The sequence below is a fragment of the Nitrospirota bacterium genome (genome assembly GCA_030645475.1).
In the GTDB taxonomy this organism is placed as follows: domain Bacteria; phylum Nitrospirota; class Nitrospiria; order Nitrospirales; family Nitrospiraceae; genus Palsa-1315.
Genome location: JAUSMA010000017.1, coordinates 98,588 through 113,664 on the forward strand (window position 1 = coordinate 98,588; position 15,077 = coordinate 113,664).

The 15,077-nt window shown below is 57.0% G+C and carries 13 protein-coding genes; 10 read left to right on the forward strand and 3 right to left on the reverse strand.

The features are described 5' to 3' along the window. Window positions 1–307: 307 nt before the first annotated feature. Together Q7U76_05345 and Q7U76_05350 are read left to right on the forward strand one after the other, a co-directional pair. Window positions 308–520, forward strand: a complete 213-nt coding sequence (locus Q7U76_05345; protein MDO8355798.1) for a hypothetical protein — start codon at window positions 308–310, stop codon at window positions 518–520. A gap of 7 nt (window positions 521–527) precedes the next feature. Next, window positions 528–812, forward strand: coding sequence for a helix-turn-helix transcriptional regulator (locus Q7U76_05350; protein ID MDO8355799.1), 285 nt, complete (start codon window positions 528–530; stop codon window positions 810–812). Window positions 813–858: 46 nt separating this feature from the next. Here Q7U76_05350 and Q7U76_05355 read toward each other — a convergent pair whose 3' ends face one another. Both Q7U76_05355 and Q7U76_05360 read right to left on the reverse strand, forming a co-directional pair. Beyond that, window positions 859–2,349 (reverse strand): methyltransferase domain-containing protein, encoded by a 1,491-nt coding sequence (locus Q7U76_05355; protein MDO8355800.1) that lies wholly within the window; start codon window positions 2,347–2,349, stop codon window positions 859–861. Between the two features lie 434 nt (window positions 2,350–2,783). Then, window positions 2,784–3,161, reverse strand: a complete 378-nt coding sequence (locus tag Q7U76_05360) for a cupredoxin domain-containing protein (GenBank protein MDO8355801.1) — start codon at window positions 3,159–3,161, stop codon at window positions 2,784–2,786. A gap of 257 nt (window positions 3,162–3,418) precedes the next feature. Here Q7U76_05360 and Q7U76_05365 point away from each other — a divergent pair, with 257 nt between their 5' ends. Both Q7U76_05365 and Q7U76_05370 read left to right on the forward strand, forming a co-directional pair. Beyond that, on the forward strand, window positions 3,419–3,928 hold the full coding sequence (locus Q7U76_05365; protein ID MDO8355802.1) for a hypothetical protein: 510 nt from the start codon (window positions 3,419–3,421) through the stop codon (window positions 3,926–3,928). 127 nt (window positions 3,929–4,055) lie between these two features. Next, complete coding sequence (locus Q7U76_05370; protein ID MDO8355803.1) at window positions 4,056–4,502, forward strand: hypothetical protein; 447 nt, start codon at window positions 4,056–4,058, stop codon at window positions 4,500–4,502. Between the two features lie 214 nt (window positions 4,503–4,716). On the opposite strand, the gene Q7U76_05375 is transcribed toward Q7U76_05370, so the two are convergent. Next, on the reverse strand, window positions 4,717–5,361 hold the full coding sequence (locus tag Q7U76_05375) for a S16 family serine protease (protein ID MDO8355804.1): 645 nt from the start codon (window positions 5,359–5,361) through the stop codon (window positions 4,717–4,719). A 198-nt stretch (window positions 5,362–5,559) separates the two neighbouring features. On the opposite strand from Q7U76_05375, the gene Q7U76_05380 reads away from it, so the two are divergent. From Q7U76_05380 to guaA, 6 genes are all read left to right on the forward strand, one after another. After that, complete coding sequence (locus tag Q7U76_05380; protein ID MDO8355805.1) at window positions 5,560–6,621, forward strand: pentapeptide repeat-containing protein; 1,062 nt, start codon at window positions 5,560–5,562, stop codon at window positions 6,619–6,621. Between the two features lie 80 nt (window positions 6,622–6,701). Further along, window positions 6,702–7,502, forward strand: coding sequence for a segregation/condensation protein A (locus tag Q7U76_05385; GenBank protein ID MDO8355806.1), 801 nt, complete (start codon window positions 6,702–6,704; stop codon window positions 7,500–7,502). Beyond that, window positions 7,499–8,359: an SMC-Scp complex subunit ScpB gene (scpB, locus tag Q7U76_05390; GenBank protein ID MDO8355807.1), complete on the forward strand. Its 861-nt coding sequence runs from the start codon at window positions 7,499–7,501 to the stop codon at window positions 8,357–8,359. Before Q7U76_05385 ends, scpB begins: the two co-directional genes overlap by 4 nt. Window positions 8,360–8,899: 540 nt before the next feature. Next, window positions 8,900–11,881 carry an SMP-30/gluconolactonase/LRE family protein gene (locus Q7U76_05395; GenBank protein MDO8355808.1) on the forward strand — a complete coding sequence of 994 codons (2,982 nt, stop codon included), beginning with the start codon at window positions 8,900–8,902 and terminating at the stop codon, window positions 11,879–11,881. Window positions 11,882–11,921: 40 nt separating this feature from the next. Next, the gene (gene guaB, locus Q7U76_05400; GenBank protein MDO8355809.1) at window positions 11,922–13,388 is read left to right on the forward strand and encodes an IMP dehydrogenase; all 1,467 of its coding nucleotides are present in this window, start codon (window positions 11,922–11,924) and stop codon (window positions 13,386–13,388) included. Window positions 13,389–13,505: 117 nt separating this feature from the next. Then, window positions 13,506–15,065, forward strand: coding sequence for a glutamine-hydrolyzing GMP synthase (guaA, locus tag Q7U76_05405; protein MDO8355810.1), 1,560 nt, complete (start codon window positions 13,506–13,508; stop codon window positions 15,063–15,065). The last annotated feature ends 12 nt before the right edge of the window (window positions 15,066–15,077 follow it).

The window sequence follows — 15,077 nt, forward strand, 5'->3', positions numbered from 1 at the left end:
CATTATTCTAGAAGTGACCCTTCCAAGCTCGCTTCCTTTTCTATTCATGGGGCGGCCTGGTCGATCCTCGAATGCGCGCGTCGAACGAGCACAGCCTCATCGTGCGCGTTCCGCGAGCAGGAGGACGGCCAGGCTGCCCCCTCTTCCCCTTCGGAGGCCGCGCGTTGCGCGAGCACGGAAGATCATCAGGCTCCATCCCTTCCTCTGTTCCGGGAGCACAGGGTGCATGGTCAGTCTCTGTGCTCCCAATTCAGCGTTCCCTTTTGCTCGTCGTTGATTATAATAGGGCGTCTGGAGTGGTGTTTTGATGAGCGCGATTCACAAGCAGATTGTGACTGACGAAGAGGGGCGCCCTGTCGGGGTTTTAATCCCCTATGAGGAGTGGCTGCGCATCGAACGGCAGTTGTTGGGTGCTGCCTCGGCATGCGGAGTTGAACAACTCCGGCATCACGAGGGTGTGATCCGATTGTCGGAGGACCCTGTTGACTATCAGCGTCGCTTGCGCGACGAGTGGGCATAGACCGGTCATGAAAAAGAAAATTACTAAATCCAGCGACAATATCTTTGTTGATCTCGGCTTCGATCCAGCCGAGGCAGCCGTGCTCCAGATGCGAGCCAATCTCATGAGCGATCTTCGCCTCTACATCGAAAAGCAGAAGCTCACTCAGGCAGCAGCCGCCAAGCGTCTTGGCATCGCACAATCCCGTGTGTCCGATCTTGTGTGTGGCAAATGGGACAAGTTCAGCCTCGAAATGCTTATCACCCTTGAAGTGCGGCTGGGACGTACCATTCGAGTTGAATTCGCAGAGTAGAGAGTCTTTGTCGCGGCTGATCGCTGAAGGCTGACAGCTTCCCTGCCTATTTCTGCGAATACCACCGATAGCCTTGGTTCTCAGAGAAGCTGGCTTTCGGGGCTCCGCCTGGCTTTTCCAATAACAAGACTTTGAAGTCGAGGAGGCCGAACCAGGCGGGATCGACCACGTCGTGGTAGTGGCAACCATGGAGTTTGGGGAGCATGTCGCCCAGAGCCTGTTGCAGTTCCTTCTCCGTATAGGCACGCACGGGGAAGGGCTTGTTCATAGCCTGGCAGAACCGCTGAATGGTATAGGCCGCGCCGGTGCAAAGCACTTTGGTGTCAGGCTTCATGGCGAGGAACTGTGGCAGCGAGAGATAACGTTCCTGGAATCCCAGCCAGCGCACGGCTTGGCGCAAGTGGCTGTATTGGACTTCGTATTCCGTATGGCCCGGCAGCTTGACCGGTGCCGGCCAGCCTTCTTCGATCCCGAACTCCGTGAGAAAAGCCCTGCCGCCCGGCTTCAAGACGCGCCAGAGCTCCGCCACGAAGCGAAAGGGGCCGAGGTTGAAGATCACATCTTCCGGCAGGTCCTGGCCCAGCGGCAGCCTTGTGCGTCTGATCCAATCTAATGCTTCCTGATGCTGCGGCGTCTCGCCCGTTCCCTCTTGGAGTTCTTTCCTGGTCAGCTTTACCGGGGTCATGTCGGCCATGTTTTCGTTGTCGATGACGAGGTCGACGGAGTTGTCTTTGAAGGGCAGCATTTCGCCGTTGGCGCGGGTGCCGATGCCACCCCAGCCTCCGGTCTTGGCGCGGGTGACTTGCAGCTTGAGGAAGGGCTGGGTGATGTCGAGGGAGATGTAGCGGATGGTCTGCTTTTCAAACGGCAACAGTTCCTTGCCCAACTCTCGGGCGAGGTAGCCGAGTCCGCCGCCTACTTCCACGATGACGCGGGGCTTGGGGTTGAACCAGCCGAGCTTCCGCAATTGTTTCATCAGCAGCCGGCCATAGGTCAAGCCGTTGAGTGTCTCGTTCGGCTCCCGGAAGAGGTGTGACACGGTGGTTTCGATGAGGTCGAAGTGGCCGTCGTCTTCGCCGCTGTCGGAGAGTTCGTGATGATGAAAGTCTTCAAGGTGTTCTTCCCCCTCGAACCCCTCTTGCCCTGACCAGCCTTCCCTGATTTCTTGGAGGAGCAGGTCCCACTTGGCCTTGTGGCGGTGGCCGCCAGGAGGTTCCGTTCCGAAGTAGCACAGCGAGTAGGTGGGCAGGGACCAATGTTCCAAATGCCACTGCCCAGGCTGTCCATCCGGTCCGCAGATCTTCGTCCCATATTTTTCCACCAGTGCGCTAACGGAGGTGTGGCCGTTCATCGCCTGGAGCATCTCCAGGCCGGTGCGATTCAATCGCACGATGGGCAGATTGTCATCGAGGGGGGCGAACCACCATTCGTCTTCGTGGTGCTGATAGGCGATGAGATCGGGGATATGCCAGGCCAGGAGACTGAGCGTCTCTCCGGTGAGGCTGAGCGGTTGATGCGCGGCGACAGCTGGTTTCATGTTTAGCAGGATGCTGAAAAAGACCGCCAGCGGCGTTCTCGCTTCACGAAAAGGCTCAACGTACCACAAGGGTCCGCCTCGCCTCTTTGCTCGCTGCGGCCTTGCTGGACGGCCTTTTTGAGCATCCTGAAGCTATTGGAGTTTCTATGCATGCGAAACATTTGAGCTGTACTTTTTTCTTTCACAGAGTTTTCCGCAGCCTGTTGGACAACCTGTGTGAGCGCCGCAGCCTACACGAGGGGCCAGGATTCTCGCAAGGCCCAAAGGGACGTGAAGCGCCGTTGGTGGGGGAGCTGATCGCGAATGGCGTATAGATGATGGCTCGGGGAACGCACGATCTGTCGTGAGAATCAGTCGATCATCGGGTTGGGCAGTTCCGGCTCTGGTTTCTAGCCATCAGCCATACACTATAGGCTCTTTTCTTCAGACAAACGTTAGAGCTGGGATGGGATCTGGGGGCCGTCGGTAACGGTGATGACTCCGCGCATGATGGGATGAATGCGGCAGAGGTAGGGGTAACGGCCGGGAGCGAGTCCGGGGAGTGTAAATGTGCCGTTCGGAAGCATGAGGCCGGAGTCGAAGGCGCAGTGATCGCCGTCCTCCAAACAGCCGGTATGGGTGACGGTATGTTCCGTTGCTGTGGGATTTTCCCACTGGATGGGAGATCCAGTCGAGACGGTGACGGATTTCGGCACAAAGTAGGGGGAACCACTCTCGATAATGATGGCTGTGTAAGGGGGTGTCGCGGCCGTCGGCCAGGCCGAGAACAGTCCCAGGGTGAGAAGCAGGGCTATGAGGAGGCGAGGGTTCATGAGGGCTCCCAGACAGTTTTCTTTCTATACCATAGAGCCGTTTGGATGGAGAAGGATTCGGCTCTCTTCTACTGCCTATTTTATCATGCCGGTGACGCGCGCGTATGGGGGTGAGCCGTCGTGGAGCGGATTGGTTGCAGGAGCGGGTTTGTGGCATCCTTTCGGAGGCGATGGGGGGTGTGAGTTGCAAGACCCCATAAGTTCATGCTAGATGGAGGCCGCGTCACACATCCACTGGATGAAAGAGGAGAATTTCGATGGTGAAGAAGAAACAACCGGCGAAGAAAGCCTCTGCGAAGGCAACGGCCAAAGCCAAAGCAAAACCCAAAGCAAAACCCGCAGTCAAGAAGGCCGTGAAGAAATCTGCTGCGAAGAAAGTCACGATGAAAACTGCCAAGAAGGCTGCCCCGAAACGTTCTGCGGCGGCACCCAAGCCCGCGCTGAAAAAACCGGCAGCAAAAACGGTGTCAGCCCCGTCGTCCAAGTCCGCGTCTCCAGCCCACGTCAAGAAGCCCGTGCAGTCGTTCATGGATGAGGACGAGGTCCAGAGGCCAGTATCCTCGCGGCCGACGGCGTCTCCGATGCCGAAAGATGCCGATCTTGAGGATGAGTTGCTCGATGACGATGTCGATCTGGCCGATGACGCCGACGAGACCGATGAAGACGTGGAAGAAGAGCTTACGCTGGATGGGGAAGATGAAGACTCGGATTTCCTCGAAAAACCAGAGAGCCTGCTCGAGGACTCAGACGATTACCACACGCATTGACACCCGCATGGGATGCCAGGTCTCGCCGAGTCGTCCGGCGAGATGAGGCTGGGACTCTGTTCCGGTTTCATGGTATCCGTTCTGCCCGTGTAATATCTTCCTGCTGAATACCCGCGATGAATTGCCTATGAGTCATTTTTTGTTCGTGGCCGGGGCTTTGCGAGAGCGCACCTCGGAGGAAAGTGCTGAGTTGCAACTCGGGCATGGCCTCTGGGGCCTCTGCACCGGACTGATCCGGACGAATCTCCAGACCTACCTCGATGCAGAGTCTCGTGGGTTGGTGTATGTGCTGAAGGTCGGGCTCTGTGCCGAGTTTCGAATCCTCTCTCCCGTGTTAGATTTTTCCGCGTTGGACGCGTTCCTCAGCGATGAGTTGAGAACGGAGGCCAGATTTGGCTTTGTGCGGATCGACGGCGTACGTCGGTTGGCTTGCCCATCCGCTGTGAGTCAACCCCTCTTGCTGAACGTGTTGCAGATTGCCGATCAGGCCGAACTCACGCGACGTTTAACCTTGGGCATGCATCGGTTGACGCAAGCGGAGTATGACGCAATCATGCAAGTCGCCGCAGCTTAACAGGATGCTCAAAAAGGCCGTTCAGCAAGGCCGCAGCGAGTGAAGAGCCGAGGAGGTACAAACCGCACTTCGTGTGGGCCGTTCGCCCTTTGAATGGATCTTGGCGAACGGAAAGGCCCCTCCAGTGATTCCGATATCCGTGAGCCTCTCTTCGGTACGTTGAGGGTCTGAACGATGCGAGAACGAAGCTGGCGGACTGTTTCAGCATCCTGTTCTAGATTCGTTGGCCTGTCATGAGCAGATACGCCTCATCGATTGTGTCGACTTCTTTCACCGTCACATTGAGCTGAAGCCCCAATTCGTTCAGGTTCCATCTCGCGTCATACATCTGCCCGCGCGGAACAAGCACGGTGCGAAACCCTTCTCGTGCAGCCGCCCGAATCTTATCGGGGATACTGCCCACCGGGCCGATCTGTCCTCCCGGCTCAATGGTTCCGGTCAAAGCAATGCCTCGCTGAATGCGGTCGCCCTTGAATAGGGCAATGAATCCGACTGTCATCGCCGCCCCGGCGCTCGGTCCGTCGCTGCCGGTGGGCCGATAGGCGACCCCTTGCACCGAGACGGTTCCACTATGCTGGAGCGAGGGTGTCCGTTCGACGGCATAGCTAAAGGCCTGAGCCATGGCGCCTAAATGGGCATCGCCCAGCCGTACGCCGGCAAGGAGCCATTGGAGTCGAATGGGATTCGGGTCGGGGTTTTTATCCCACCACATCATGAGGACTTCAAACACGCCGAGATTATTTTGGTGAATCGCCGCCAGGACTGGGAGCTCAATGACCGTATCCGCGCGGACTGAGGCTGGGATTCCACAGAGAAGGGTGAGGACTAACGTGCAAATGGCAGCAAGATGACGTGGCATCGTGGGGCTCCTTCGTGGGATGAAACGCTGAGCAGTGAGCGATGAACGATGATGAGAGGCACGATTGTCCCTTCAGCGTTCCGCGTTTCTCGTTCAGCGCTGTTCGTTCTCGAAAGTGTAGCAATTTCTGTTGGGCCGTACAGTCATTCAGCGGTTCTTGTCTTGCGTTGGGCCTTGGCATTCCGTATAAGGGCCTGCATGATGAATCGGATATGTGCAGGGATCATAGCGGGCGGGATGGCGCTTCTCGGTCTGCCGATCGGTGCCGTGGCGTCAACCTGTTCGGTGGAGCAGTCTGCTTCAGGGCCAGGCGCGGCGTTTACGCTGCATCTTGGCGCGGACTGCACGGAACCGGAGCGAGAGGCGCGAGCGGTGGATGCGGCGCAGTTACTCCAGGCGCTCAAGGAGGGGAAGGGGCTCGATCTTTCAGGGGTGGTGGTTCGCGGCGATCTGTCGCTGGATACCTTGCCAGTTGGTTCGTTGCCGTCCGAGCTTGAGGGGATGAAGGAACTGCAGGGGCGGGAGGTCCGCGTGATTGCCGGTTCCCTGACGATCGTCAATTCGGTGGTGCGCGGAGCGATCAGGCACCAATCGAGGCAAGGGCTGCTGGTGGTGAAGGGGCCTGTGACGTTCAGCGGGACTAAGTTCGAACAGATCGTGGATCTCTCACAGTCTCTGTTCGTGCAGCCTGTGACGTTGTCAGGTGCGGTGTTCTTGCAAGAGAGCTATTTTGTGCAGGGGCGATTTCTGCGCGACCTCTTTGCGGAGAAGACGGCCTTTGGCCCCCATGCGCGATTCCATCGATCTGTCTTTCACGGGCCGGTGACATTCCAGCAATCGGGATTCAATGGGCTGGTGGAGTTCTTGGAAGTGGTCTTCGAGAAGGATGCCAATCTGTCGCGTACCTATTTCAAGTTGGGCACCGGGTTTTCCGGAAGCCGGTTCCAGGGTTTGGCGGATTTCTCTGAAGCCACGTTTGATCGGGAGGCGTTCTTTACCTTTACCCTGTTCGAGGGAGACGCCTACTTCCGCCGGGCGACGTTCCGATCGACGGCAGACTTTTCCGATGCGAAGTTCAAAGGGCGAGAGGACTTTTCCAAAGTCTTTTTCGAACAGGGTCCACTGTTTACCCGAGCGACCAGATCGGCGACCGGACAGGCTCCCCTGGGGCTCGAAAATCAGACTGTGCAGTATGCGATCATCCTCTCCCTCCTGATCTTCAGTGCCATGCTGATTGCCTATCTGATTCGTTCGCGGTGAAGATGGCGGTTTCTCTCTGTGACCACTACTAATAGATGGAGGCTTGCTCCTCTCCCCCCAAAGCTGGTATAAGTCCGCTTGTGGATAACCACTCAGACGATACCGAACAAACCGAATTGCCCTATCAGGTTCGCATCGAGAACTTTGAGGGGCCGCTTGATCTCCTGCTCCATCTGATTAAGAAGAGCGAGATCAATATCTATGACATTCCCATCCATCTGATTGCCCAGCAATACCTCACTTATATTGAGGCGATGGAAGACCTCAACCTGACGGTCGCAGGGGAGTTTCTGGTCATGGCGGCGACCCTGATTCAGATTAAATCCAAGATGCTGCTTCCCGTCGATGAGACGGCGGTTGACGAGGAAGATGGGCCGGATCCTCGTGAGGAATTGGTACGGCGTTTGCTCGAGTATAAGCAGTTCAAAGAGGCAGCCAACCAGTTGGACGAGCACGAGCGGTTGTGGCGGGAGATCTACAGTCGTGAACAGAGCCCGACGGTCGAATTGGAGTCGGATGAGTCGCTGATGGTCGATGTCAGCTTGTTCGATCTCGTGGATGCGTTGCAGGGGATTTTGAATCGCAATCCCGGCAAGACCTTCATGGATATCCTACCCGATAATTTGACGGTTCGGGATCGGATGAATTCGATCTTAGAAATGTTGGAAGGGCAGGAGTCGGTAAACTTCGTCGATCTCTTCGAGCCGTCCTGTCATCGGCTGGTGATCATCGTGACATTTTTGGCCTTGCTGGAGCTCATGAAGCTTCGAACGGCCCGGATATTCCAGGCGGAGCATTTTGGGCCGATCCTTGTGTCGCGCGCCTTTTCACTCGTGCCAGACCCGGCGGAATTAGATGATGCTGAATGGAGGGGAGCATGAGCTCAACCGTGGAACAGGAAACAGTCGACATGACATTGGTGGAACCAACGCCGCTTCTTGACGGCGGCGAGGTGCCGGAGCCTGAAGTCGTTGCTCAGGAAGCCGTTGCCGAGACGACGATGAACAGCCAGGCTGTCGCCATCGACGTGCGGGAACTGAAAGCGATTCTTGAAGCCGTCTTGTTCGTGTCGCCCGAACCGGTGCCGGTGGCGAGGTTGATGTCGATTGTGGGGACGGTCTCAAAAGCCGAAGTGGTGCAGGCTTTGGATATTCTCGCGCACGACTTGGATCAGGAAGGGCGCGGCATTCAGCTGGTGCAGGTTGCAGGCGGGTATCGGCTGGTGACGAAGCAGGAGTATGGGCCCTGGTTGAAGCGAATGGATAAGGCGAAGGCGGCGCAAAAGCTCTCGCGCTCCGCCCTCGAATCCCTCGCCATTATTGCCTACAAGCAGCCGCTCGTGCGGGCTGAGATCGAAGAGATTCGTGGCGTCGAAACGTCCGGTGTGTTACGCACCCTGTGCGAGCGTAAGCTGGTGCGGATCGTCGGGCGAAAAGACGTGCCAGGCCGGCCTATCATGTACGGCACCACCAAGTTCTTCCTTGAGCATTTCGGCCTACAAGACCTGACCCAGCTTCCTCCGTTGCGTGAGTTCAAAGAACTGGGCGAATCCGAGCAGGCGCTCTTGCCGATTGAACAGGAGTCGTTGCTAACGGTTGAGACATCCGAATCGTCCTATTCTGAAGACCTTCCCGTCACGAGTGACCTTGCGGAAGGTGAGGCGGTATTGGCCTTTGATGTAGAAACCAACGAGACGGTACTTCAAGATTCGCTCGAAGAGCCGGTTGAACAGGCGTAATAGGATGCTGAAAAAGTTCGCCAGCGTCTTGATAGCGCACGAAGCGCGAGACAGGCGAGAATAGCGCGATTAGAAGTTCGAAGTTTGCGGTTCGAAGTTCTGGAAGCCTCGGACTTAGAACCGAGACTCCCGCCCCCCTTGATTCCCCATTTCCTTCCACCTCCCCACATCTTTCAAAAACGGGAGCCTGAGTGCTCCTTGAATTGCGCGCGTCAACGAGGGCCTTTTGTCCCGGCAGGGAGTCGGCAGGCTGTTCTTCACTGTGCGCATTTGGACGATCCCACACCTCGAAGTGATCCCTCCAAGCCGCTCATGTTCTCTTCAGGGGATGGGGGCTGATTGATCTTCCACTGGCGCGCGTCGGACGAGCACATTCTTATCGTGCGCGTTCCGCGAGCACAGAAGATCATCAGGCTCCATCCCCGTTCCCCCGTTGACTCCCCTCAAGCCGCTTTGTTAGACTTCCCGTTCTCAATCTAAGTTGTTGAAAGAGGCGAAGTTCTTCGATTTCACCCGGTCCTGTCACACGAGGCACCACCAATGATTAAAGCATGGCTATTCGACGAGATGTTTCGGTTTGATCGAACGCATCTGACCATCGAAGAAATTCAGGGAGAATGGGGTGCCGGTGATTCAATCGCCGAAGAAGAAGAGCTCCCTCCGGCTCCGGCGAACGTGGCCGCAAAACCGGGGAATGGCCGGGTGACCATTACCTGGGACTCCGTTCCCGATGCCATGTACTACAATCTCTATTTCAAGACGACCAAGGGCGTGATGATCAAGTTCTCCGACCTCACGCGTCCGATTGCCGGCGACGATGATTTCAAAGCCGTCATTGGGGTGACAAAAGAGAATGGCGCCTGTGTGGAAGGCATTCAGAGTCCGTTTGTCCATGACGATCTGGCCAACGGGACTTGCTATTACTATGTGGTGACCGTCGTCACGCAAAAGGGGGAGAGCCTCGAGTCGAAAGAGGTCATGGCGATTCCCTCGCCCTATCTGTTGGCGATGTCTATCGGCCGAGAAGGCGTGGATGACGGGGAGTTCAGCTCGCCCACGGGAATCACGCTCGATAAAGACGGCAATATCTACGTGGCCGACACCGATAACCATTCGATTCAGAAGCTCGATAAAACCGGAAAATTTCTCGCGCGTTGGGGCGGCGATCCCTCTTCTCAGGAAGGGAGCTTCTACTATCCGCGTGGTTTGGCGGTCGGGCCGAACGACGTGTTGTACATCGCAGACAGCGGGAATAACCGCATCCAGAAATTCGACCTCGACGGCAATGTGATGCAGGCCTGGGGCAAGTTCGGGTTTGCATGGCGTGGGGCGGATCTGGGCCGGTTCGACGTGCCCTGGGGATTGGCGACGGACGCCGAGGGGAACCTCTATGTCTCCGACACGAGCAACGCGCGGATTCAGAAGTTCACGTCTGATGGACAGGCTCTGCTCAAGTGGGGTCGTGACGGCAGCTTCGATGGCGCGTTCTTTTTCCCGCGTGGCGTAGCCGTCGACTTTGTCGGCAACATTTTCGTGGCGGATGAAAGCAATAATCGTATTCAGAAGTTCGATGCGCGCGGGAGCTTCCTGGCCAAGTGGGGCCGTGAGGGCGCAGGCCCTGGGCAGTTCAAGTCCCCCTGGGGCATTGCTTGCGATGCGCTCGGCAATGTCTATGTGGTCGACACCGGGAACCACCGCATTCAGAAGTTTGACGGCAACGGGACGTTCCTCTGTGCCTGGGGTAATCGCGGACGGGCAGAGTCGCAGCTCAATTATCCCTACGGGATCGCGGTTGACAAAGAAGGCGCGGTCTATGTAGTCGACAGCGGCAATGGCCGCATCCTCAAGTATGTGCCGACGGAGGAAGAGCTCAATCGCGGGAAGGACGCCGCGGCCATCAGTCAGGTCCCGAGTGAGACGCCGCCGCCCTACAGTGTGGCAGTCAAAGCAGGAGATACGGAAGCCTTCCTGAGCTGGATGGAGGTCCCTGGCGCCCATTCCTATAACCTGTACTTCAATACCATTCCGGAGCTCACCACGCAGACGGCGACAAAAATCGAAGGCGTGACGAACCCCTATGCGCACACCGGGCTTTCGAACGATACCCCCTATTTCTATGCCGTGACCGCCGTATTCGAGACCGGCGCTGAAAGTGCGTTGTCGAGCGAAGTCACGGCCACGCCGGTCCTCATCGATATCACGGCGCCGCAAAATCCCTATGCCGTGATCAATCATGGCGCCTTCATGACGAATACGCCGGAAGTCATCGTCACGATTTCAGCGAACGATGTCGATACCGGAGTGGCGGCCTATTTTATCTCCGAGGCGCCGATGACCCCCATGGCGGGGACGCCGGGATGGGTCGATGTGACGCCGGCTACCAAGTTCGGCGCAACGATTCCGTTTATTTTGTCGCTGGGAGACGGGCAGAAAGCGATCTACGTCTGGTTTAAGGATTTGGGCGGAAACGTCTCCACTCCGGCCAGCACCACGATTTTGGTCAACACGTCGGGGTACCTGTGCGTGGCTGAATGGGGCCGGACCGGCCGCGGTGCGTCGCTGTTGCATGGCGGCGAATTTATGGCTCCGGTGTATGGCATGTGTGTCGATCAGCAAGGGTCGTTGTTCGTGGTCGATAACGGCAACAACCGCATTCAGAAATTCGACAATGCCGGAAACTTCATCATTCTCTGGGGTAACTTCGGTTCTGCCAATTCGAATTTCCACAACCCGACCGGCATCGCCTGCGACGGCAAGGGCGACGTCTGGGTGGTCGATACGAACAATCATCGCGTTCAGAAGTTCGACGGGAAACTCGGCGGCTATCTCATGAAATTCGGGTCGCGCGGAAACGGCGAAGGCCAATTCAACTCACCCTGGGGTATCGCGGTCGACCGGGTGCGCGGGTATGTCTACGTGGTCGACAGCGCCAACTTCCGCGTGCAGAAGTTCGACATGAACGGCGAGTTCATCATGTCCTGGGGCAGCTTCGGGAACGGAGATGGCCAGTTCTACTTCCCGCGCGGTGTGGCTGTGGATCAGACAGATGGATTTGTGTACGTCGTCGATATGGGAAACCATCGGATTCAGAAGTTCGACACCAGCACCAACGTGTTGCCACAGTTGTTGACCAAGTGGGGCGGCAGCTCTGAGCCGGGCCATGCCAGCAGTCCGCTGGCCCAAGAGGCCGGTCAGTTGCGGTCTCCCTGGGGTATTACGGTCGATGGCGCCGGCGATGTGTATGTGACGGACACCGGCAACCATCGCATCGAGAAGTTCGATAAAGAAGGCAATTTCATCACCCAGTGGGGTGGGTTCGGAAACGGAAAAGGGCAATTCAATTTCCCCTACGGTATCGCGGTCGATGTCAGGGGCAGCGTATTTGCCGTCGATAGCGGAAATACCAGGGTCGAACAGTTCATGCCGGCCGACGAGGGGAGCGAACGGCTCCAGGAAGATGCCGAGAGCGTGGCTGAAATCGAAAATGCACAAGTGACAGGAGTAGCGTCGAAGAAGTCGTAAGCGCGGCGACAAGGGATTGAGGATCTAGTGAAGGGACGACATGCTCGATAAAGAACCACGCTTAGGATTGACCTACGACGACGTCGTGTTGATTCCGGCCAAGTCTCAGATTTTGCCGAGTGAGGTCGACATGCGTACGATGCTCACGCGCCATATCAAAATCAATGTCCCCATTATCAGTTCGGCGATGGATACCGTGACCGAGTCCCGTCTGGCCATCGCCATGGCCCGCGAAGGCGGTCTTGGGATTATTCATCGCGTCTTGTCGCCGACGGATCAGGCGGTTGAAGTGGACCGCGTCAAGAAATCAGAGAGCGGGATGATTCTCGATCCGATTACGATTTCGCCCGATCAAACGATTCGCGATGCCCACGGCTTGATGGCCAAATACCGGATCTCAGGTATTCCCGTGACGAAAGATAAAAAGCTGGTGGGTATTCTCACGAATCGCGATCTGCGGTTCGAAACCAGAATGGATCTGAAGGTCTCGCAAGTGATGAAGCGGGATAAGCTGATCACGGCGCCCGAAGGGACGAGCTTGGAAAAAGCTCGCGAGGTGCTGCACGAGCATCGGATCGAGAAGCTCCCCGTCGTCAATAAGCATTTCGAGCTCAAGGGGCTCATTACGATCAAAGACATCGAAAAGCGCATTATGTATCCCAACTCCTGCAAGGACGGACATGGCCGGCTCTGCGTGGGTGCGGCTGTCGGAGTAGGGCCGGATACGCCAGATCGTGTGGCGCGGCTCAAGAAGGCGGGGGTGGATGTGATCGTGGTCGATACCGCTCATGGACATTCCCGTGCAGTGCTGGACACGGTCAAGATGATCAAGCGAAAGTATCCGGAGCTTGAACTGATCGCCGGGAATATTGCCACTGCCGAGGCGGCGAAGGATCTTCTTCGTGCCGGTGTCGATGCCGTCAAGGTGGGCGTGGGGCCTGGTTCAATTTGCACCACCCGCATTGTGTCGGGTGCCGGGATGCCGCAGTTGACGGCGATTGCCGACTGCGCAAAAGTCCTCGCGGGCACCGGGGTTCCGATCATTGCCGATGGCGGGATCAAGTTCTCAGGCGATATCACGAAAGCGTTGGCAGCCGGGGCCTCCTCTGTGATGCTCGGTGGACTCTTGGCAGGCACAGACGAATCGCCTGGTGAAACCGAACTCTACCAAGCCGGAACTTATAAGGTATACCGAGGCATGGGTTCAATCGGCGCGATGGAGCGCGGCGGCGGAGATCGGTACGGCCAAGGCGGCCGTCCGGTGCAGAAGCTGGTCCCTGAAGGGATTGAAGGCCGCGTACCGTATAAGGGGAAACTCTCAGCCGTCATCTACCAATTGATCGGCGGAGTGAAGTCCGGCATGGGTTACTGCGGGTGTAAGACGATTTCGGACCTCCAACAGAAGGCCACGTTTATCCGGCAGACGGTTGCGGGTCTCCGCGAAAGTCATGTGCACGATGTGATTATCACCAAGGAAGCGCCGAATTACCGGATGGATTGGGAATAGAGCCAAGAGCGAATGGCGTATGGCCGATAGCCTGAACGCCGGTCGCGTATCTCCTCCGTTGCTCACCCATTTTCTTTCTACTGCTATCAGCCCTCAGCTATAAGCTCTTTTCAAAACATGGAACTTTGGCACAATAGAATTCTGGTTCTCGACTTCGGGTCGCAATATACCCAGCTGATTGCGCGACGCATCCGCGAGGCGCATGTCTATTCTCAGATCTTGCCCTGTACCGCTTCCATGGCGACCATTCTCGCCTATCGCCCGCAAGGCATCGTGTTATCCGGTGGCCCCTCCAGCGTGTATGAGAAGAAGGCGCCGAGCGTTTCTAAGGAACTATTCGACCTCGGGATTCCCATCCTCGGCATTTGTTATGGCATGCAGCTGGTGACACACCTCTCCGGCGGAGAGGTGGCCAAGTCCAAGCATCGGGAGTACGGCCGAGCCGATCTGACCATCGACGACAAGAGCGATCTCTTCAAGGGCATCGGCACAAACGGGTCGACCGTTGTCTGGATGTCGCATGGGGACCGTATCGAACGGATGCCGCCTGGCTTCCGATCCATCGCGCATACCGGTAATTCGCCGATTGCTGCGATGAAGCGCGACGATCACAAGCGTCGGATCTATTGCCTGCAGTTTCATCCGGAAGTGGTGCATACGCCTGAAGGGACGACGTTGCTTCGTAACTTCGTCTACGACATTTGCGGTTGTAAGCCGACGTGGACGATGGAGTCCTATGTGGAGACGGCGGTGCAGCAGATTCGCGAGCAGGTCGGCAAGGAGCGGGTGATCTGTGCCTTGAGCGGGGGCGTCGACTCTTCTGTGGCTGCGGCATTGACGCATCGCGCGATCGGCGATCAGCTCACCTGCATTTTCGTCGACAACGGCCTGCTTCGGACGGGGGAGAAGGAGCAAGTCAAACAGACGTTTGCCAAACAGCTCCACTTGAACTTGCGCATGATCGACGCGTCCGATTCGTTTCTGGCTAAGCTCAAAGGGGTGATCGATCCCGAGCGTAAGAGGAAAGTTATCGGGAAACAGTTCATCGAACAATTCGATGCGGAAGCGAAGAAGAAATCGGGCGGAGTGAAATTTCTCGTTCAAGGCACGCTCTATCCCGATGTCATTGAAAGTGTGAGCTTCAAGGGGCCGTCGGCCACGATCAAGACGCATCACAATGTTGGCGGGTTGCCGGCGCGGATGAAGCTGAAGCTGATCGAACCGTTGCGCGAACTGTTCAAGGACGAAGTCAGGGTATTGGGGAAGGAATTGGGCCTTCCCGATGAGATCGTGTGGCGGCAGCCTTTCCCAGGACCTGGTCTGGCGATCCGGGTGCTCGGCGCAGTGACGAAGGAGCGATTGACGATCCTTCGAGCGGCCGAGTCCATTCTCGATCAGGAGATTCGCGCCGCCGGTTTGTATCGGGAGATTTGGCAATCGCTCGCCGTGCTTCTGCCGATTAGGACTGTGGGCGTCATGGGCGATCAACGGACCTATGAGCATGTCATTGCGCTTCGTGCCGTGACCAGTTTGGATGGCATGACGGCCGATTGGGCCAAGATTCCGAATGACGTATTGGGCAAGATCTCGAACCGGATCATCAACGAAGTGAAGGGTGTGAACCGGGTGGTGTACGACATCAGTTCGAAACCGCCGGCCACAATCGAGTGGGAATAAAGAGCTGGTTAG